This is a genomic window from Cupriavidus alkaliphilus (assembly GCF_014191175.1).
Taxonomy (GTDB): Bacteria; Pseudomonadota; Gammaproteobacteria; order Burkholderiales; family Burkholderiaceae; genus Cupriavidus; species Cupriavidus alkaliphilus.
The window spans coordinates 36,537-55,803 of record NZ_JACHWE010000003.1; the positions used below are offsets into that span (position 1 = coordinate 36,537).

A 19,267-nucleotide genomic window follows, 5' to 3' on the forward strand; every position below is an offset into this window, starting at 1 on the left:
GTTTTCGTGCCGCGGCCATCCGGGCGTGGCACTCTGCAGTGTTTTCCACCCACCGTCAGGAGGATGTCATGGGCATGTTCGACTTCATCAAGGAAGCGGGAGAAAAGCTGTTCGGCACCGGCGAGGCCAAGGCCGCGCAGGCAGCGGCCGCGGCGGATGCATCGGCGGAGAAGGTCGATGCCGCCAATCGCGCCGCGGGCGACGCGATCGAGGCGTATATCAGGAAGATGGGGCTGGACGCTACCGGGCTGATGGTGCAGGTCGACGGCTCGCAGGGTCTCGTCACCGTGTTCGGCGTGGCACCCGACCAGGCCACGCGCGAGAAGATCATCCTGTGCGCAGGCAATGTCGAGGGCGTGGACAAGGTCGAGGACAAGATGTCGGTCAACGTCGAGTCCGCGGAATCTGGCTGGCACACCGTGGTCAAGGGCGACACACTGTGGGCGATCGCGCAGGCCGCCTATGGCAACGGCGCCGAGTACAACAAGATCTTCGAGGCCAACAAGCCGATGCTGAGCCACCCGGACAAGATCTATCCGGGCCAGAAGCTGCGCATCCCGCCCAAGGGCTGAGGCCTCTGCGGGCGGCGCGTGCGGCAAAACCCTGTGTTGCGCGTGCGCGCCAAGTCGGCTATAGTCGCAGCCATGATTTCGCGCCAAGTCCTAATCGCCCGCACCACCCTAGGTGGCCTACTAGGCCATCAGGTCGGGACGCGCACGCGCTAAGGACGGACTTACCCCTTAGCGCGAAATCCGCAAGGAATTTTCCAACGCCCCGGCCTGCTCCATGCACGCCGGGGCGTTTTGCATTCCACAGCCGTGGAGCGCGGAACAGGCGGTAAAGCCCCGGACGCAGCATGCCGGGGACAGCACACGATAAGCAATCAGGAGCTCCACACCATGTCTGACAAACTCATCATTTTCGACACCACCTTGCGTGACGGCGAGCAGTCGCCCGGCGCCTCGATGACGCGCGAGGAAAAGATCCGCATCGCGCGCCAGCTGGAACGCCTGAAGGTCGATGTGATCGAGGCCGGTTTCGCCGCGAGCTCCAACGGCGACTTCGAAGCGATCCGCTCGATCGCGCAGGTGGTCAAGGACTCCACCATCTGCTCGCTGGCCCGCGCCAACGACAAGGACATTGCCCGGGCGGCCGAGGCGCTCAAGCCGGCCAACTCGTTCCGCATCCACACCTTCATCGCCACCTCCGCGCTGCACATGGAGAAGAAGCTGCGCATGACGCCGGACGAGGTCTACCAGCAGGCGCGCCTGGCGGTGCGCTTCGCGCGCCAGTTCACCGACGATATCGAGTTCTCGCCGGAAGACGGCAGCCGCTCCGACATGGACTTCCTGTGCCGCGTGCTCGAAGGCGTGATCGCCGAGGGCGCGACCACCATCAACCTGCCCGATACCGTCGGCTACGCCGTGCCGGAAGGCTATGCCGAGCTGATCCGCTCGGTGCGCGAACGCATTCCCAACTCGGACAAGGCGGTCTGGTCGGTGCACTGCCATAACGACCTCGGCATGGCTGTGGCCAACTCGCTGGCGGCGGTCAAGATGGCCGGCGCGCGCCAGATCGAATGCACCATCAACGGCCTCGGCGAACGTGCCGGCAACACCAGCCTCGAAGAAGTGGTGATGGCGGTGAAGACGCGCCGCGACTACTTCAACCTGGACCTCGGCATCGACACCACGCAGATCGTGCCGGCGTCCAAGCTGGTGTCGCAGATCACCGGCTTCGCGGTGCAGCCGAACAAGGCCGTGGTCGGCGCCAACGCCTTCGCGCATGCCTCGGGCATCCACCAGGATGGCGTGCTCAAGGCGCGCGACACCTACGAGATCATGCGCGCCGAAGACGTGGGCTGGACCGCCAACAAGATCGTGCTGGGCAAGCTGTCGGGCCGCAACGCCTTCAAGCAGCGCCTGCAGGAGCTGGGCATCGAGCTCGACAGCGAGAGCGAGGTCAACGCCGCCTTCACGCGCTTCAAGGAGCTGGCCGACCAGAAGGCCGAGATCTTCGACGAGGACATCGTCGCCATCGTCTCGAACGAGGCGCAGCACGACGCCAACGAACACTTCCGCTTCATCTCGCTGTCGCAGCGCTCCGAGACCGGCGAACGTCCGCATGCGCGCGTGGTGTTCAGCATGGACGGCCAGGAGCAGAGCGGCGAGGGCGAGGGCAACGGCCCGGTCGATGCCACCCTGCATGCGATCGAGTCGCGCGTGGCCAGCGGCGCCGAGATGGTGCTGTATTCGGTGAACGCCATCACCGGCGGCACCGAGGCGCAGGGCGAAGTGACCGTGCGCCTGTCCAAGGCCGGCCGCATCGTCAACGGCGTGGGCACCGACCCGGATATCGTCGCGGCCTCGGCCAAGGCTTACCTGGCCGCGCTGAACAAGCTGCACGACAAGGCCGTGCAGAAGATCAACCCGCAGATCTGATCCGGATTCCTGCGCAGGCGGCGGAAGGCCTACCCGGCCCGAACGTACGGACCAGGCCCGCCATTCCCGACCCGGGGATGGCGGGCTTTTTCATGGGTGGACGGGCGGCGCGTCAGAACGGGCGGCGCTCGTCCGGGTCGTAGAGCGGGTCGGGCGTGATCTGGGTCCGGCGCAGCACGCCGGCATCGTCGAAATAGAAGTGGAACAGCGACGGCCATACGTCTTCGTGGCGGAAGCGGTAGGACCAGACCTCGTTGCGCATGCGCGGGTAGTAGCTGACCGGCAGCCGGGTCATGCCGAAGTGCTCGGCCACGTCGCGCTTGGTCCAGGTGTTGACCTGCGCCTTGTACAGCTCCGGCGTCGACAGCATGTTGCGGAACGCGGTCAGGTTGCCGTTGCGGTCGAAGTCGGCGCCATAGGCATACTGGCCCATCGGCTGCTTCGAGTAGATCCAGCGCGTGGTGCCGTCGCGCAGCGGGAACACATCGGTGGGCGGCCCGAACATGGCCTGCACCGCGGCTTGCGGCTGGCCCACCAGACGGCTCCCTTCCTGCTCCGGCATCAGCGTGGCGCAGGCGGACAGCATGGCGACGCCCAGCGCGAGCACGAGACGGCGCGCGCCCTTGGCGATGACGGATTTCATGGCTGGACCTCGATCGATGTATGGAATGTGGATACCGCCAGTGTAGTCCGGCGACGGGCGGTGTGTGCATCCGACGCTGCTTTTGTGCGGATCTGCCGATAACCCGGCCGGTTCTTCCCTGAACTGGCGGTGCGGATGCGGTCCGCGCCGGTATTTGCCCGCAACCGGACGCTGCCGTACTATCCAGCGCTTTCCAGGAGAGAGACGAATGACGGTTGCGGCGCGGTGGCGGGGATGGCTGGGCGGGTTGTTGCTGGCGGCAGCGGCGGGCGCATCGGCGCAGGAGCCGATCCGGCTGGGCATGATCGACGGCCTGTCCGGCCCGTTCGCCAATGCCGGCGAAGCGGTGGCGCGCAACCTGCGCCTGGCGATCGAGCGCATCAACGCGCGCGGTGGCGTGAAGACCGCCGACGGTGCGCGCCCGCTGGAGCTGGTTACCTTCGACAGCAAGGGCAATGTCGACGAAAGCCTGATCCAGCTGCGCGCGCTGACCGACAAGCGCATCCCGTTTGTCCTGCAGGGCAACAGCTCGGCGGTGGCGGGGGCGCTGGTATCGGCGATCAACCGCCATAACGCGCGCCAGCCCGACGCGCGCGTGCTGTTCCTGAACTATTCGGCGGTCGACCCCAGCCTGACCAACGAAAACTGCAGCTTCTGGCATTTCCGCTTCGATGCCAGCGCCGACATGCGCATGCAGGCACTGACCGAGGTCATCCGCCAGGACCAGGCGGTGCGCCGCGTGTACCTGATCGACCAGGACTACAGCTTCGGCCACCAGGTGGCACGCTCGGCGCGCGAGATGCTGGCGGCGCGCCGGCCCGATATCCAGATCGTCGGCGACGAATTCCACCCGATCGGCAAGATCAAGGACTTCGCGCCCTATATCGCCAAGATCAAGGCCAGCGGCGCGGACGCGGTCATCACCGGCAACTGGGGCAACGACCTGACGCTGATGGTCAAGGCCGCGCGCGAGGGCGGGTTGCGGGCCAAGTTCTATACCTTCTACGGCAATGGCCTGGGCGCGCCGGCGGCGATGGGCGATGCCGGAGTGGGGCGCGTGCTGGCGGTGGCCGAGTGGCATCCCAATGTGGGCGGGGCGGCGTCCGATGCGTTCTACCAGGAATTCCGCGCGCGCTATCCGGAGCCCAAGGACGACTACGTCCACCTGCGCATGCAGATGATGGTCGAGATGCTGGCGCGCGCGATCACGCAGGCCGGCTCCACCGACGCGGTCAAGGTGGCGCGCGCGCTGGAGCACATGCGCTACGTCAACGACTTCCACGAAGCCACGGTGCGGACCGATGACCACCAGGTGCTGCAGCCGCTGTACGTGTCGGTGATGGAGCGCCAGGGCGGCGCGGTGCGCTTCGACAACGAGGGCTCGGGCTATGGCTTCCGCACCGTGCGCAAGCTCAAGGCGGCGCAGACCACGCTGCCGACCACCTGCAGGATGGAGCGTCCCTGAGCGGTGGGGCTGAGCGGCGGGGCGCCGGGTACTCCTGCGCCGGCTTTTCGGCTATAATCCGCGGCTGTCGTCGCCTGGCCCTGGCCCGGTGGCGGCAAGCAGCCAGTCATTACATGGCACGACGCATGCGGCGCATCCCGCGCTGTGGCGTTCGCAAGTGAAAGGAAATCATCATGGCAGTCGCCGATATCAACAAGTCCGAAGTCATCAAACAGTTCGCACGTGGCGCCAACGACACTGGCAGCCCCGAAGTGCAAGTGGCCCTGCTGACCACCCGCATCAACGAGCTGACCCCGCACTTCAAGGCCAACATGAAGGACCACCACAGCCGCCGCGGCCTGCTGCGCATGGTGAGCCGCCGTCGCCGCCTGCTGGACTACCTCAAGTCCAACGATGCCGACCGTTACCGCGCCCTGATCGAAAAGCTGGGTCTGCGCAAGTAAGGTTGCGTCCGATGGCAGCGCGATTCCAGGGTTTGCACGGTTTCGCGTGAGGCCTCGATGCCTGCTTCAGCATTGCTGGGCAGGCATTTTGCATTTCTGGCGCAGCGAAACCGTCGCGCCGGCGGTGCAGGGTGTGAGTGAAGTGATTTTCGCCTCACCTTACCCGGCCATGTCCATGGCGCGGGCGCCGTTGCGGCAAGCTGCGCAACGGAGTAAGTTGTTCTTTTTCCTCAACACCCCGGATCGGGCAAGGAAACAGGGCTTTGTGTCATTCCAGCACGGCATCGGCAACGCTGGTGCCGCGCTGGAATGGCATAGCACTTCCCTGCGACCGCGACCGGCAACCCGGCAGTTTGCCTGCGGCTGAGAACGCAGGCGTCGCCGGCCGCGCGCGTGTCATTGCGTAGATCGCGCGGCCAGCACGCAAGTCAAGGAATGCACATGTCCATGTTCAACAAGGTCGTCAAGGAATTCCAGTGGGGCCAGCACACGGTCCGCATGGAAACCGGAGAAATCGCCCGCCAGGCCGGCGGTGCCGTGCTGGTCGATGTGGAAGACACCGTGGTGCTGGCGACCGTGGTCGCCGCCAAGAACCCGAAGCCGGGCCAGGACTTCTTCCCGCTGACCGTCGACTACATCGAGAAGACCTACGCCGCCGGCAAGATCCCCGGCGGTTTCTTCAAGCGTGAAGGCCGTCCGTCGGAGAACGAGACCCTGACCTCGCGCCTGATCGACCGTCCGCTGCGTCCGCTGTTCCCGGAAGGCTTCTACAACGAAGTGCAGGTGGTGGTGCACGTGGTGTCGCTGAACCCGGAAGTGCCTGCCGACATCCCCGCGCTGATCGGCGCGTCGGCCGCGTTGGCCGTGTCGGGCATCCCGTTCAGTGGCCCGGTGGGCGCCGCACGCGTGGGCTACAAGGACGGCCAGTACCTGCTCAACCCGACCCGCCCGCAGATCGCCACGTCGGACCTGGACCTGATCGTTGCCGGTACCGAGCGCGCCGTGCTGATGGTGGAATCGGAAGCCAACCAGCTGTCGGAAGACGTGATGCTGGGCGCCGTGGTCTACGGCCACGAGCAGATGCAGATCGCCATCAACGCCATCCATGAACTGGTGCGCGAAGGCGGCAAGCCGGAGTGGGACTGGGCCCCGGCGGCCAAGAACGAGCCGCTGATCGCCAAGGTCACCGAAGTCGCGCTGCCGCTGCTGCAGGAGGCCTACCAGCTGCGCCAGAAGTCGGCGCGCAGCCAGAAGCTGAAGGAAGTGTCGGCCAACGTGGCTGCCGCGCTGGCCGAAGCCGGCGTCGAAGCCGACAAGGTCGAGGTTGGCAACATCATGTTCGACCTGGAAGCCAAGATCGTGCGCGGCCAGATCCTGAACGGCGAGCCGCGCATCGACGGCCGCGACACCCGCACCGTGCGCCCGATCGAGATCCGTTCGTCGGTGCTGCCGCGCGCGCACGGCTCGGCGCTGTTCACCCGCGGCGAGACCCAGGCGCTGGTGGTGGCCACGCTGGGCACCAAGAGCGACGAGCAGATCATCGACGCGCTGGCCGGCGAGTACCGCGACCGCTTCATGCTCCACTACAACATGCCCCCGTTCGCCACCGGTGAAACCGGCCGCGTGGGCAGCCCCAAGCGCCGCGAAATCGGCCACGGCCGCCTGGCCAAGCGCGCACTGATCCCGGTGCTGCCGAAGGACGATGAATTCGCCTACACCATCCGCCTGGTCTCGGAGATCACCGAATCCAACGGTTCGTCGTCGATGGCTTCGGTCTGCGGCGGCTGCCTGGCGCTGATGGATGCCGGCGTTCCGGTCAAGGCGCACGTGGCCGGGGTGGCCATGGGCCTGATCCTGGAAGGCAACAAGTTCGCCGTGCTGACCGACATCCTGGGCGATGAAGACCACCTGGGCGACATGGACTTCAAGGTGGCGGGTACCGACAACGGCATCACCGCGCTGCAGATGGACATCAAGGTCCAGGGCATCACCAAGGAGATCATGCAGGTTGCGCTGGCGCAGGCCAAGGAAGGCCGCCTGCATATCCTGGCGAACATGCAGGAAGCGATGGGCCACGCCCGCACCGAGCTGTCGGCGCACGCACCGCGCATGATCACCATGAAGATCCATCCGGACAAGATCCGCGAAGTGATCGGCAAGGGCGGTTCGACCATCCAGGCGCTGACCAAGGAAACCGGCACCACCATCGACATCCAGGAAGACGGCACCATCACCATCGCCTCGACCTCGACCGACGGCATGGCCGAAGCCAAGCGCCGCATCGAGGGCATCACCGCGGAAGCCGAAGTGGGCAAGATCTACAACGGCACCGTGCTGAAGCTGCTGGACTTCGGTGCCATCGTCAACATCCTGCCGGGCAAGGATGGCCTGCTGCACATCTCGGAAATCGTCAACGAGCGTGTCAAGGACATCAAGGACTGGCTGAAGGAAGGCCAGCAGGTCCGCGTCAAGCTGATCCAGGCCGACGAGAAGGGCCGCCTGCGCCTGTCGCTGAAGGCCGCGCTGGCCGAAGAGGGCGGCAGCATCAGCCCGATCAACGCTGGCGAGAGCGCCGCGCCGGCAGCCCCGGCCGGTGGTTCGGAACAGCAGTAATACCACGGGCAGTCGCGCCCGCCGGCGCCTCCGGGACGGGGGCGCCGCCAGAAAACGGCTGGACCATGTCCAGCCGTTTTTTTGTTTACACTGCCGGCAACCCTATCGAGCGCAAGCTCACACCGACCCGACAGAAGACAAGGAGCAGCAAGCATGCAAGCCATCGAGATCCGCGAATACGGCGCCCCCGAAGTCCTCCAGCTGACCGAGCGTCCCGACCCGGTGCCGGCCGCGGGCGAAGTCCTGATCCGCGTGGCTGCCGCCGGCGTCAACCGTCCCGACGTCTTCCAGCGCACCGGCAACTACCCGGTGCCGCCGGGCGCATCGGACCTGCCCGGCCTGGAAGTGGCCGGCGTGGTGGTGGGTGGCGACCTCGGCCATGCCGACAACCGCTTCGGCCTGAAGGCAGGCGACCGCGTCTGCGCGCTGGTGCAGGGCGGCGGCTACGCGCAGCTGTGCACCGCGCCGCTGGCGCAGGTCCTGCCCGCGCCGCAGGGCCTGAGCGATATCGAGGCCGCGGCGCTGCCGGAGACCTTCTTCACGGTGTGGAGCAATGTGTTCGATCGCGGCTACCTGGGCCAGGGCCCGCGCGGCAAGGAGGAAACCCTGCTGATCCAGGGCGGCTCCAGCGGCATCGGCACCACCGCGATCCAGATAGCCAAGGCGCTGGGTTTCAAGGTTTTCGTCACCGCCGGCACCGACGAAAAGTGCAAGGCCTGCGAAGACCTCGGCGCCGACCGCGCCATCAACTACAAGACCCAGGACTTCGTCGCCGAAGTCGCTGCGCTGACCGGCGGCAAGGGTGTCGACGTGATCCTCGACATGGTCGCCGGCCCGTACCTGGCGCGCGAGCTCAAGTGCATCGCCGACGATGGCCGCATCGTCATCATCGCGCTGCTGGGCGGCGCCAAGGCCGAGATTCCGCTGGGCGACATCCTGCGCCGGCGCATCACCGTGACCGGCTCGACGCTGCGTCCGCGCCCGGCATCGTTCAAGGGCAAGATCGCCGCGGCGCTGCACGAACAGGTGTGGCCGCTGCTGGCTGCCGGCAAGATCAAGCCGGTGATCCACCAGGTGTTCCCGGCCGCGCAGGCGGCCGAAGCGCACCGGCTGATGGAGTCCAGCGAGCATATCGGCAAGATCGTGCTGACCTGGTAAATCGGCGGGCGTAGCGCCTTGCCCCTGCCACACGCTACAATAGCGGGTTTGATTTGGGAGGGGCACCTCGTGAGACAAAAGCTCGTCATCGGCAATTGGAAGATGCACGGCAGCCTGGCTGCCAACGCGGCACTGCTGGAAGCCATCCAGGCTGGCGCTGGTGTGACCGGCGCGACGCTGGCGGTCTGCGCGCCGTTCCCCTATCTTGCACAATGCCAGGCGCTGCTGAATGGCTCCAAAGTGGCCTGGGGTGCACAAGACGTGTCGGCGGAGGCGCGCGGCGCCTTTACCGGCGAAGTGGCAGCGTCGATGCTGGGCGAGTTCGGCTGCACCTACGTGCTGGTCGGCCACTCCGAGCGCCGCACCTACCACGGCGAGAGCGACCAGGCCGTCGCGGCCAAGGCGTTGCGGGCGCTCGAGTTCGGCATCGTCCCGGTGGTTTGCGTGGGCGAGACCCTGGCCCAGCGCGAGGCGGGCGAGACCGAGGCCGTGGTCGGCCGGCAGCTGCAGGCGGTGCTGGAAGCGCTGACGGTGGAGCAGCTGGGCCGCGTGGTGCTGGCCTATGAGCCGGTGTGGGCCATCGGCACCGGCAAGACCGCCACCAGCGCGCAGGCGCAGGCGGTGCATGCCTGCCTGCGCGGCCAGGTTGCCGCGCGCGATGCAGGCGTGGCCGAGCGCATGGCGATCCTGTACGGCGGCAGCGTCAAGCCCGACAATGCGGCCGAACTGTTTTCGATGACCGATATCGACGGGGGCCTGATTGGCGGCGCCTCGCTCAAGTCGGAAGATTTTCTCGCGATCGGCAACGCCTGAATGCCGGCCGTTCCGATCGACCGATCAGGCAAGTAAGCTTATTTAAATCAAATGGCAATCTTCAAGACTTTGTTGGTGGTGCTGCAGGTGTTGTCGGCGCTGGGCGTAATCGGCCTGGTGCTGATCCAGCATGGCAAGGGCGCCGATGTGGGTGCGGCCTTCGGCTCGGGCGCCTCCGGCAGCCTGTTCGGCGCCACCGGCTCGGCAAACTTTCTGTCGCGCACCACTGCCGTGCTGGCCACGCTGTTCTTCGTCTGCACGCTGGCGCTGACGCTGCTGGGCAATTACAAGCCCGCCGCCTCGCTGGGCGTGATGGGCGCGGCGCCGGCATCGGCGCCCGCCGTGGCTGGTGCCTCGGCACCCGCCGCAGCACCGGCCGCCGCCGCGGACGCCTCGGCGCCGGCAGCTCCTGCGGTACCGAAATAATCCGATTGCCTTGCGGCGGATTCCTGAGTTTTTTTGCAGTTGTGCGTTGAACAAAGCAAGAAATTTGGGTTAGAATGCAAGGCTTGAAACGATTCCCCAGCGATGGGTTCCGCGCAAAGACGAAAGCCTTTGTAACGGACCTGAAGGGCCTGAAAACCCGGCGCCAGGCAATATTGTTTCTCCCCCAGCCGACGTGGTGAAATTGGTAGACACGCTATCTTGAGGGGGTAGTGGCGAAAGCTGTGCGAGTTCGAGTCTCGCCGTCGGCACCAAACAACTTGATCGGAGTCCCTGGCCGGGCAATGCACCCGCGCATGGGGCTCCGGCAGTCCGCAAGGCGGCGCGCCATGGTTCTCGTGGCTTAGCGCCTGGGGTGGGCAACAGGACGCCGCTTCAGCTGGTGCTGTTGACAACATTCCAGATAAGGCTGGCCGTACCTTGAATCTCGAAGCCTACTTCCCCGTTCTCATCTTCATCATCTTCGGTGTCGTGCTTGGCGTGGCACTGATGTCGATCGGTCGGATCCTCGGTCCGAACAAGCCCGATCCCGCGAAGCTGTCGCCGTACGAGTGCGGCTTCGAAGCGTTCGAGGACGCGCGCATGAAGTTCGACGTGCGCTACTACCTCATCGCCATCCTGTTTATCCTGTTCGATCTCGAAACCGCCTTCCTGTTTCCGTGGGGCGTTGCCCTGAAGGATATCGGCTGGCCGGGTTTCATCGCCATGGGCGTGTTTCTGCTGGAATTCATCGTGGGCTTCGTCTACATCTGGAAAAAGGGCGCGCTCGATTGGGAGTGATGTGAAATGGCAATCGAAGGCGTTCTCAACGAAGGCTTTGTCACGACTACCGCTGACAAGCTGATCAACTGGACCCGCACCGGGTCGCTGTGGCCGATGACCTTCGGCCTGGCCTGCTGTGCCGTGGAAATGATGCATGCCGGCGCCGCGCGCTACGACATGGACCGCTTCGGCGTGATCTTCCGCCCGTCGCCGCGCCAGTCCGACGTGATGATCGTGGCCGGCACGCTGTGCAACAAGATGGCCCCCGCGCTGCGCAAGGTCTACGACCAGATGGCGGAACCGCGCTGGGTGATCTCGATGGGCTCGTGCGCCAATGGTGGCGGCTACTACCACTATTCGTATTCGGTGGTGCGCGGCTGCGACCGCATCGTGCCGGTGGATATCTACGTGCCGGGCTGCCCGCCGACGGCCGAGGCGCTGATCTACGGCGTGATCCAGCTGCAGAACAAGATCAAGCGTACCAACACCATCGCGCGCAAGGGCTGAAATGGCGAAGCTCGATACCCTGAAGGCCGCGCTCGAGAAAGCTCTCGGCAAGCGCGTGCAGAAACTGATCGAGGCGACCGGCGAACTGACGCTGGTGGTCAAGGCCGATGACTACCTGGAAGTGGCGCAGATCCTGCGCGACGATCCGTCGCTGCGCTTCGAGCAGCTGATCGACCTGTGCGGCGTCGATTATTCCGAATATGCCGACGGCGCGTGGGACGGCCTGCGCTTTGCCGCGGTCTCGCAGCTGCTGTCGGTCACGCATAACTGGCGCCTGCGCCTGCGCGCGTTCGCCAGCGATGACGACTTCCCGGTGCTGCCGTCGCTGATCAACGTGTGGAACTCGGTCAACTGGTTCGAGCGCGAGGCTTTCGATTTCTACGGCATCGTGTTCGACGGCCATCCGGACCTGCGCCGCATCCTGACCGACTACGGTTTCGTCGGCCATCCGTTCCGCAAGGACTTCCCGGTTTCCGGCTTTGTCGAGATGCGCTACGACCCCGACCAGAAGCGGGTCATCTACCAGCCGGTCACGATCGAGCCGCGCGAAATCACGCCGCGCGTGATCCGCGAGGACAAGTACGGCGGCGTGGAGTACTGAGAACGCGTCATGGCAGATATCAAGAATTACACCCTGAACTTCGGCCCGCAGCACCCGGCCGCGCACGGCGTGCTGCGCCTGGTGCTGGAACTGGACGGCGAAGTCATCCAGCGCGCCGACCCGCATATCGGCCTGCTGCACCGCGCCACCGAGAAGCTGGCCGAGCAGAAGACCTGGATCCAGAGCGTGCCGTACATGGACCGCCTCGACTATGTGTCGATGATGGTCAACGAGCACGCCTACGTGATGGCGATCGAGCGGCTGCTGGGCCTCGAGGTGCCGGTGCGCGCGCAGTACATCCGCGTGATGTTCGACGAGATCACCCGCCTGCTGAACCACCTGATGTGGATCGGCTCGCACGCGCTCGACGTGGGCGCGATGGCGGTGTTCCTGTACGCCTTCCGCGAACGCGAGGACATGTTCGACATGTACGAGGCGGTGTCGGGCGCGCGCATGCACGCGGCCTACTATCGTCCGGGCGGCGTGTACCGCGACCTGCCTGACACGATGCCGCAATATCGCGCGTCCAAGGTACACAACGAGCGCGCGATCAAGGCCATGAACGAAGCCCGTTCGGGCTCGCTGCTGGATTTCATCGAGGACTTCACCAACCGCTTCCCGAAGTACGTCGACGAATACGAGACGCTGCTGACCGACAACCGGATCTGGAAGCAGCGCCTGGTGGACATCGGCGTGGTCAGCCCGGAACGCGCGCTGCAGATGGGCTTTACCGGCCCGATGCTGCGCGGCTCGGGCATTGCCTGGGACCTGCGCAAGAAGCAGCCGTACGAGGTGTACGACAAGCTGGACTTCGACGTGCCGGTGGGCGTGGGCGGCGACTGCTACGCGCGCTACCTGGTGCGCGTGGAAGAGATGCGCCAGTCCAACCGCATCATCAGGCAGTGCGTGGAATGGCTGCGCCGCAACCCGGGCCCGGTGATCACCGATAACCACAAGGTGGCGCCGCCCTCGCGCGTGGACATGAAGTCCAACATGGAAGAACTGATCCACCACTTCAAGCTCTTCACCGAAGGCATGCACGTGCCCGAAGGCGAAGCGTACGCGGCGGTGGAACACCCCAAGGGCGAGTTCGGCATCTACGCGATCTCGGACGGCGCGAACAAGCCGTACCGCCTGAAGATCCGTGCGCCTGGCTTCCCGCACCTGGCCGCGCTGGACGAAATGGCCAAGGGACACATGATTGCTGACGCGGTAACGATCATCGGCACGCAAGACATCGTCTTCGGCGAGATCGACCGCTAATCACGGACCGCCGGCCCGGACGACGATCCGGGCGCTTTCCGAGGAGCTCTGCTGAGCGGAGCGGCCCGGAAGACCCGCGGCGGACCGGCACGGCCTCAGGCCCGCCGGCGGAACGGCAGCGACGGCTGCAAACCTGCGGAGAGACGCCCGGTGGCGCTGTCTCCGGCGTTTTACTGCAATGACCATGCTATCAGCAGAAGCTCTCAAGGAAATCGATCGCGCGATCGCGAAGTATCCGGCCGACCAGAAGCAGTCGGCCGTGATGGCGGCGCTTGCCGTGGCGCAGGGCGAGGTGGGCTGGGTTTCCCCCGAAGTCATGCAGTTCGTCGCCAACTACCTCGAGATGCCGCCCGTGTGGGTGGAAGAGGTGGCGACCTTCTACAACATGTACGACACCAAGCCGGTGGGCAAATTCAAGCTCGCCGTCTGCACCAACCTGCCGTGTGCCCTGTCGGGTGGCGAGCGGGCTGGCGAGTACCTGAAGCGCAAGCTCGGGATCGACTACAACGAGACCACCGCTGACGGCTGCTTCACCCTGAAAGAGGGCGAGTGCATGGGCGCTTGCGGCGACGCGCCGGTGATGATCGTTAACAACACCCGCATGTGCAGCTTCATGAGCGACGACAAGCTCGACGCGCTTGTCGACGAGCTCAAGAGCGAAGCCGCCAAGGGGGGCAAGTAACATGACCAGTCTGCACGACCGCCATATCCAGCCGCTGATCCTGGCCGGCCTGGACGGCAAGAATTGGCACCTGGAAGACTACGTCAAGCGTGGCGGCTACCAGCAACTGAAGCGCATCCTGACCGAGAAGATCCCGCCCGAGCAGGTGATCGCCGACGTCAAGGCCTCGGGCCTGCGTGGCCGTGGCGGCGCGGGTTTCCCGACCGGGCTGAAGTGGAGCTTCATGCCGCGCACGTTCCCGGGTCAGAAATACCTGGTCTGCAACACCGATGAGGGCGAGCCTGGCACGTTCAAGGACCGCGACATCATCCGCTACAACCCGCATTCGCTGATCGAGGGCATGGCCATCGGCGCGTATGCGATGGGCATCACCGTGGGCTACAACTACATCCACGGCGAAATCTGGAACGAGTACAAGATCTTCGAGGAAGCCCTCGAAGAAGCGCGTGCCGCCGGCTTCCTGGGCGACAACATCCTGGGCTCGGGCTTCAGCTTCCAGCTGCACGCCCACCACGGCTACGGCGCCTACATCTGCGGCGAGGAAACCGCGCTGCTGGAATCGCTGGAAGGCAAGAAGGGCCAGCCGCGCTTCAAGCCGCCGTTCCCGGCCAGCTTCGGCCTGTACGGCAAGCCGACCACCATCAACAACACCGAGACCTTCGCCGCGGTGCCGTTCCTGCTGGCTGTCGGTCCCGAGAACTACCTGAAGCTGGGCAAGCCGAACAACGGCGGCACCAAGATCTTCTCGGTCTCGGGCGACGTCGAGCGTCCCGGCAACTACGAGATCCCTCTGGGCACGCCGTTCGCCAAGCTGCTGGAGCTCGCCGGCGGCATGCGCGGCGGCAAGCGCATCAAGGCGGTGATCCCGGGTGGTTCGTCCGCGCCGGTGGTGCCGGGCGACCTGATGATGGCGTCCGACATGGACTACGACTCGATCGCCAAGGCCGGCTCGATGCTGGGCTCGGGCGCGGTGATCGTAATGGACGAGACGCGCTGCATGGTCCGCTCGCTGCTGCGCCTGTCGTACTTCTACTTTGAGGAATCGTGCGGCCAGTGCACGCCGTGCCGCGAAGGCACCGGCTGGCTGTATCGCATGGTCAATCGCATCGAACACGGAGAAGGGCGCCAGGAAGACCTGGACCTGCTCAACAACGTCGCGGAAAACATCATGGGCCGCACCATCTGCGCGCTCGGCGATGCCGCGGCGATGCCGGTCCGCGGCATGCTCAAGCACTACTGGAAAGAGTTCGAATATCACGTCGAACACAAGCAGTGCATGGTTCCGGCCTACATCTAAGCGTGGCAGAACATGGTTGAACTAGAGATCGACGGCAAGAAGGTTGAGGTTGCTGAGGGCAGCCTGGTGATGGAAGCGGCCCGCAAGCTGGGCACCTACATCCCGCACTTCTGCTACCACCGCAAACTGTCCATCGCGGCCAACTGCCGCATGTGCCTGGTCGAGGTCGAGAAGGCCCCGAAGGCGCTGCCTGCCTGCGCCACGCCGGTGACCCCCGGCATGAAGGTCTTCACCAATTCGGAGAAGGCGGTCAAGGCGCAGAAGTCCGTGATGGAATTCCTGCTGATCAACCACCCGCTGGATTGCCCGATCTGCGATCAGGGCGGCGAGTGCCAGCTGCAGGATCTGGCCGTGGGCTACGGTGCCTCGGAGTCGCGCTACAAGGAAGAGAAGCGCGTGGTGTTCCACAAGAACGTGGGCCCGCTGATCTCCATGGAGGAGATGACCCGCTGCATCCATTGCACCCGCTGCGTGCGCTTCGGCCAGGAAGTGGCCGGCGTGATGGAGCTGGGCATGCTCAACCGCGGCGAGCATTCCGAAATCACCACCTTCGTCGGCAAGACCGTCGACTCGGAACTGTCGGGCAACATGATCGACCTGTGCCCGGTCGGCGCGCTGACCAGCAAGCCGTTCCGCTACTCGGCCCGTACCTGGGAGCTGGCCCGCCGCAAGTCGGTGTCGCCGCACGACGGCCTGGGCGCGAACCTGGTGGTGCAGACCAAGAACCAGCGCGTGATGCGCGTGCTGCCGCTGGAAAACGAAGACATCAACGAGTGCTGGATCTCCGACAAGGACCGCTTCTCGTATGAAGGCCTAAACAGTGCCGACCGCCTGACCCGCCCGCTGCTGAAGCAGGGCGGCGAATGGATGGAAACCGACTGGCAGACCGCGCTGGAATACGTGGCCAATGGCCTGGCCGGCATCAAGCGCGAACACGGCGCCGACCAGATCGCCGCGCTGGCCAGCCCGCACAGCACGCTGGAAGAACTGTTCCTGCTGGGCAAGCTGATGCGCGGCCTGGGCAGCGACAACGTCGACTTCCGCCTGCGCCAGACCGATTTCTCGGCCGCGCTGAAGGGCGCGCCCTGGCTGGGCATGCCGGTGGCCGACGTGACCACGCTGCAACGCGCGCTGGTGATCGGCTCGTCGCTGCGCAAGGACCATCCGCTGCTGGCCTCGCGCCTGCGCCAGGCGACCAAGAAGGGCGCCCGCGTGACCGTGCTGGGTGCCGGCGGTGAAGACCTGCTGATGCCCGCCACCCGTATCGACGTGGCCCCGTCGGGCTGGGCCGCCGCGCTCGCCGGCGTGGCCCGTGCCGTGGCCGCCGCCAAGGGCGTGTCCGCCCCGGCCGGCACCGAAGGCTTCGACGGCGGCGACGCCGCCGCCAAGGCCGCCGAGTCGCTGCTGTCGGGCGAGCGCCGTGCCGTGTTCCTCGGCAACGAGGCCGTGCGTCATCCGCAGTTCTCGGCGCTGCACGCGCTGGCGCAGTGGATCGCCACCGAAACCGGCGCCACGCTGGGCTTCCTGACCGAAGCGGCCAACACCGTCGGCGGCCATATCGCCGGTGCGCTGCCGAAGCAGGGCGGCGCCAATGCGCAGGCCATGCTGGAGACGCCGCGCAAGGCCTACATCCTGCTGAACACCGAACCCGAGTTCGACGCCGCCGACCCGCGCCAGGCGCTGGCCGCGCTGGCCCAGGCCGGCACCGTGGTGGTGCTGTCGCCGTTCCGCTCGGAAGCGGCGATGCAATACGCCGACGTGATCCTGCCGGTGACGCCGTTCACGGAAACCGCCGGCACCTTCGTCAACTGCGAAGGCAAGCCGCAGAGCTTCAACGGCGTGGTGCGCGCCCTGGGCGAAGCGCGTCCGGGCTGGAAGGTGCTGCGCGTGCTGGGCAACCTGCTGGACGTGGCCGGCTTCGACTACGACACCGCCGAGGCGGTGCGCGCCGAAGTGCTGTCGGCCCCGGTCGAGGCCCAGCTGGACAACACCACCGACGCGCCGATCCGCGTGGCCGCCGCTGCCGCCAACGGCATCGAGCGCATCGCCGACGTGCCCATCTACCATGCCGACCCGATCGTGCGCCGCGCCGAGTCGCTGCAGCTGAGCGCCGCCGCGCGTCGCGCCATGCAGATCGCGCTGCCGGCCGACCTGTTCGCCAGCCTGGGCATCCAGTCGGGCGATCCGGTGCGGGTCACGCAGGGGCAGGGCAGCGTGGTGCTGCCGGCCGTGCTCGAGGCGACGCTGCCGGCCAACACCGTGCGCGTGCCGGCGGCAACGCCGGCGGCCATGAGCCTGGGCGCGATGTTCGGCACCGTCACCGTAGAGAAGGCCATTGACCTGGCGCCGGCCACCGGCACCGTGGCCACGGCGTAAGAACAAGAGCGAGAACAAGACATGATTGACTGGATTACCTCGCAAGGGCAGGGCGCACTGGGCGCGTACTGGACGCCGCTGTGGATCCTGATCCGCGCCGTGATCATCGTGGTGCCGCTGCTGCTGTGCGTGGCGTACCTGATCCTGTGGGAGCGCAAGCTGATCGGCTGGATGCACGTGCGCATCGGCCCGAACCGCGTCGGTCCGCTGGGCCTGCTGCAGCCGATCGCCGACGTGCTGAAGCTGCTGCTCAAGGAAGTCATGATGCCCACGCAGGTCAGCCGGGGCATGTACCTGATCGCCCCGCTGATGGTGCTGATGCCGGCCGTGGCGGTCTGGGCCGTGATTCCGTTCCAGGCCGAGGTGGTGATGGCCGACGTGAGCGCCGGCCTGCTGTACGTGATGGCGATCAGCTCGGTCGGCGTCTACGGCGTGATCCTGGCCGGCTGGGCCTCGAACTCCAAGTACGCCTTCATCGGCGCGATGCGCGCCGCGGCGCAGATGGTGTCGTATGAAATCGCCATGGGCTTTGCCCTGGTGACGGTGCTGATGGTTGCCGGCAGCCTGAACCTGTCGGCCATCGTCAACGGCCAGAACACCGGCTACTTCGCCGACATGGGCATCAACATCCTGTCGTGGAACTGGCTGCCGCTGCTGCCGATGTTCGGGGTGTACTTCATCTCGGGCGTGGCCGAAACCAACCGCCACCCGTTCGACGTGGTCGAAGGCGAATCGGAAATCGTGGCCGGCCACATGATCGAATACTCGGGCATGGGCTTCGCGCTGTTCTTCCTGGCCGAGTACATCAACATGATCATCATCTCGACGATGACCGCGCTGATGTTCCTGGGCGGCTGGGCGCCTCCGTTCGAGAGCGTGGTGACCAACGCGGTCCCGGGCTTCTTCTGGCTGCTGATCAAGGTTTTCCTGCTGCTGTCCGTGTTCATCTGGATTCGTGCCTCGTTCCCGCGCTACCGCTATGACCAGATCATGCGCCTGGGCTGGAAGGTGTTCATTCCCCTGACCGTGGCCTGGCTGATCATCGTGGCGATCTGGATCAAGTCGCCGTGGAACATCTGGCACTGAACGGCCAAACGACGGTGCGCCTGCCCGGCAGGGCGCGCATCGTGTGGAAATACTAGGAAGCATCATGCTGCTCGCCATCAAGGACTTCTTCAACAGCCTGCTCCTGAAGGAACTCTTCAAGGGCATGGCCCTGACCGGCCGCTATCTCTTCGCGCGCAAGATCACGGTCCAGTTCCCGGAAGAGAAGACGCCGATCTCGCCGCGTTTCCGCGGGCTGCACGCGTTGCGCCGCTACCCCAACGGGGAAGAGCGCTGCATCGCCTGCAAGCTGTGCGAGGCGGTGTGCCCGGCGCTGGCCATCACGATCGAGTCCGACGCGCGCGCCGACGGCACGCGCCGCACCACGCGCTATGACATCGACCTGACCAAGTGCATCTTCTGCGGCTTCTGCGAAGAGGCCTGCCCGGTCGACGCCATCGTCGAGACGCAGATCCTGGAATACCACGGCGAAAAGCGCGGCGACCTGTACTTCACCAAGGACATGCTGCTGGCCGTGGGCGACCGCTACGAGCCGCAGATCGCCGCGGCCAAGGCGGCCGACGCGAAGTACCGCTAAGCCGGATGCCGGCCGGAAGTTTCGGCCACAGACGTAACGCCGGTTGGCGGCTGCCGCAAGCAGCAGACCTGGCAGCCGCCGCCACCGAATTGAAATGCGGTCCCTGCAATGCAAGGG

18 protein-coding genes and 1 tRNA gene are annotated in these 19,267 nt (G+C 65.8%); 18 read left to right on the forward strand and 1 reads right to left on the reverse strand.

Annotated elements, in window-relative coordinates:
- Nucleotides 1-68 precede the first annotated feature (68 nt).
- Together lysM and FHX60_RS11615 are read left to right on the forward strand one after the other, a co-directional pair.
- Complete coding sequence (lysM, locus tag FHX60_RS11610) at nucleotides 69-572, forward strand: peptidoglycan-binding protein LysM (protein ID WP_111519554.1); 504 nt, start codon at nucleotides 69-71, stop codon at nucleotides 570-572.
- A gap of 327 nt (nucleotides 573-899) precedes the next feature.
- A complete protein-coding gene (locus tag FHX60_RS11615) occupies nucleotides 900-2,441 on the forward strand; it encodes a 2-isopropylmalate synthase (protein WP_111519555.1) in 1,542 nt (513 codons plus the stop codon).
- A 112-nt stretch (nucleotides 2,442-2,553) separates the two neighbouring features.
- On the opposite strand, the gene FHX60_RS11620 is transcribed toward FHX60_RS11615, so the two are convergent.
- On the reverse strand, nucleotides 2,554-3,084 hold the full coding sequence (locus FHX60_RS11620; protein ID WP_092314064.1) for a hypothetical protein: 531 nt from the start codon (nucleotides 3,082-3,084) through the stop codon (nucleotides 2,554-2,556).
- Between the two features lie 208 nt (nucleotides 3,085-3,292).
- Between FHX60_RS11620 and FHX60_RS11625 the strand changes: the two genes are divergently transcribed.
- The 16 genes from FHX60_RS11625 to nuoI all read left to right on the forward strand — a co-directional run bounded on the left by FHX60_RS11625 (nucleotide 3,293) and on the right by nuoI (nucleotide 19,150).
- On the forward strand, nucleotides 3,293-4,549 hold the full coding sequence (locus FHX60_RS11625) for a branched-chain amino acid ABC transporter substrate-binding protein (protein WP_183283467.1): 1,257 nt from the start codon (nucleotides 3,293-3,295) through the stop codon (nucleotides 4,547-4,549).
- A gap of 173 nt (nucleotides 4,550-4,722) precedes the next feature.
- The gene (rpsO, locus tag FHX60_RS11630; protein ID WP_010809136.1) at nucleotides 4,723-4,992 is read left to right on the forward strand and encodes a 30S ribosomal protein S15; all 270 of its coding nucleotides are present in this window, start codon (nucleotides 4,723-4,725) and stop codon (nucleotides 4,990-4,992) included.
- Nucleotides 4,993-5,433: 441 nt separating this feature from the next.
- Complete coding sequence (pnp, locus tag FHX60_RS11635) at nucleotides 5,434-7,605, forward strand: polyribonucleotide nucleotidyltransferase (RefSeq protein ID WP_112775288.1); 2,172 nt, start codon at nucleotides 5,434-5,436, stop codon at nucleotides 7,603-7,605.
- Nucleotides 7,606-7,758: 153 nt separating this feature from the next.
- Nucleotides 7,759-8,763, forward strand: a complete 1,005-nt coding sequence (locus FHX60_RS11640) for an NAD(P)H-quinone oxidoreductase (protein ID WP_112775289.1) — start codon at nucleotides 7,759-7,761, stop codon at nucleotides 8,761-8,763.
- Between the two features lie 69 nt (nucleotides 8,764-8,832).
- A complete protein-coding gene (tpiA, locus tag FHX60_RS11645; protein ID WP_183283468.1) occupies nucleotides 8,833-9,576 on the forward strand; it encodes a triose-phosphate isomerase in 744 nt (247 codons plus the stop codon).
- Between the two features lie 51 nt (nucleotides 9,577-9,627).
- On the forward strand, nucleotides 9,628-10,002 hold the full coding sequence (gene secG, locus FHX60_RS11650; RefSeq protein ID WP_010809132.1) for a preprotein translocase subunit SecG: 375 nt from the start codon (nucleotides 9,628-9,630) through the stop codon (nucleotides 10,000-10,002).
- Between the two features lie 187 nt (nucleotides 10,003-10,189).
- A tRNA-Leu gene (locus FHX60_RS11655) sits at nucleotides 10,190-10,274 on the forward strand.
- Between the two features lie 166 nt (nucleotides 10,275-10,440).
- The gene (locus FHX60_RS11660) at nucleotides 10,441-10,800 is read left to right on the forward strand and encodes an NADH-quinone oxidoreductase subunit A (protein ID WP_012352330.1); all 360 of its coding nucleotides are present in this window, start codon (nucleotides 10,441-10,443) and stop codon (nucleotides 10,798-10,800) included.
- 6 nt (nucleotides 10,801-10,806) lie between these two features.
- Nucleotides 10,807-11,289: a NuoB/complex I 20 kDa subunit family protein gene (locus FHX60_RS11665; protein WP_008643342.1), complete on the forward strand. Its 483-nt coding sequence runs from the start codon at nucleotides 10,807-10,809 to the stop codon at nucleotides 11,287-11,289.
- 1 nt (nucleotide 11,290) lies between these two features.
- Complete coding sequence (locus tag FHX60_RS11670) at nucleotides 11,291-11,890, forward strand: NADH-quinone oxidoreductase subunit C (RefSeq protein ID WP_112775291.1); 600 nt, start codon at nucleotides 11,291-11,293, stop codon at nucleotides 11,888-11,890.
- A gap of 9 nt (nucleotides 11,891-11,899) precedes the next feature.
- Nucleotides 11,900-13,153, forward strand: coding sequence for an NADH-quinone oxidoreductase subunit D (locus FHX60_RS11675; protein ID WP_092314052.1), 1,254 nt, complete (start codon nucleotides 11,900-11,902; stop codon nucleotides 13,151-13,153).
- Nucleotides 13,154-13,337: 184 nt separating this feature from the next.
- Nucleotides 13,338-13,835 (forward strand): NADH-quinone oxidoreductase subunit NuoE, encoded by a 498-nt coding sequence (nuoE, locus tag FHX60_RS11680; protein ID WP_029044768.1) that lies wholly within the window; start codon nucleotides 13,338-13,340, stop codon nucleotides 13,833-13,835.
- Between the two features lies 1 nt (nucleotide 13,836).
- A complete protein-coding gene (gene nuoF, locus FHX60_RS11685; protein ID WP_092314050.1) occupies nucleotides 13,837-15,132 on the forward strand; it encodes an NADH-quinone oxidoreductase subunit NuoF in 1,296 nt (431 codons plus the stop codon).
- Nucleotides 15,133-15,144: 12 nt separating this feature from the next.
- Complete coding sequence (nuoG, locus tag FHX60_RS11690) at nucleotides 15,145-17,508, forward strand: NADH-quinone oxidoreductase subunit NuoG (RefSeq protein WP_183283469.1); 2,364 nt, start codon at nucleotides 15,145-15,147, stop codon at nucleotides 17,506-17,508.
- Nucleotides 17,509-17,529: 21 nt separating this feature from the next.
- Complete coding sequence (gene nuoH, locus FHX60_RS11695) at nucleotides 17,530-18,594, forward strand: NADH-quinone oxidoreductase subunit NuoH (protein ID WP_112775293.1); 1,065 nt, start codon at nucleotides 17,530-17,532, stop codon at nucleotides 18,592-18,594.
- Between the two features lie 64 nt (nucleotides 18,595-18,658).
- Nucleotides 18,659-19,150, forward strand: a complete 492-nt coding sequence (gene nuoI, locus FHX60_RS11700; RefSeq protein WP_010809124.1) for an NADH-quinone oxidoreductase subunit NuoI — start codon at nucleotides 18,659-18,661, stop codon at nucleotides 19,148-19,150.
- Nucleotides 19,151-19,267: the final 117 nt, after the last annotated feature.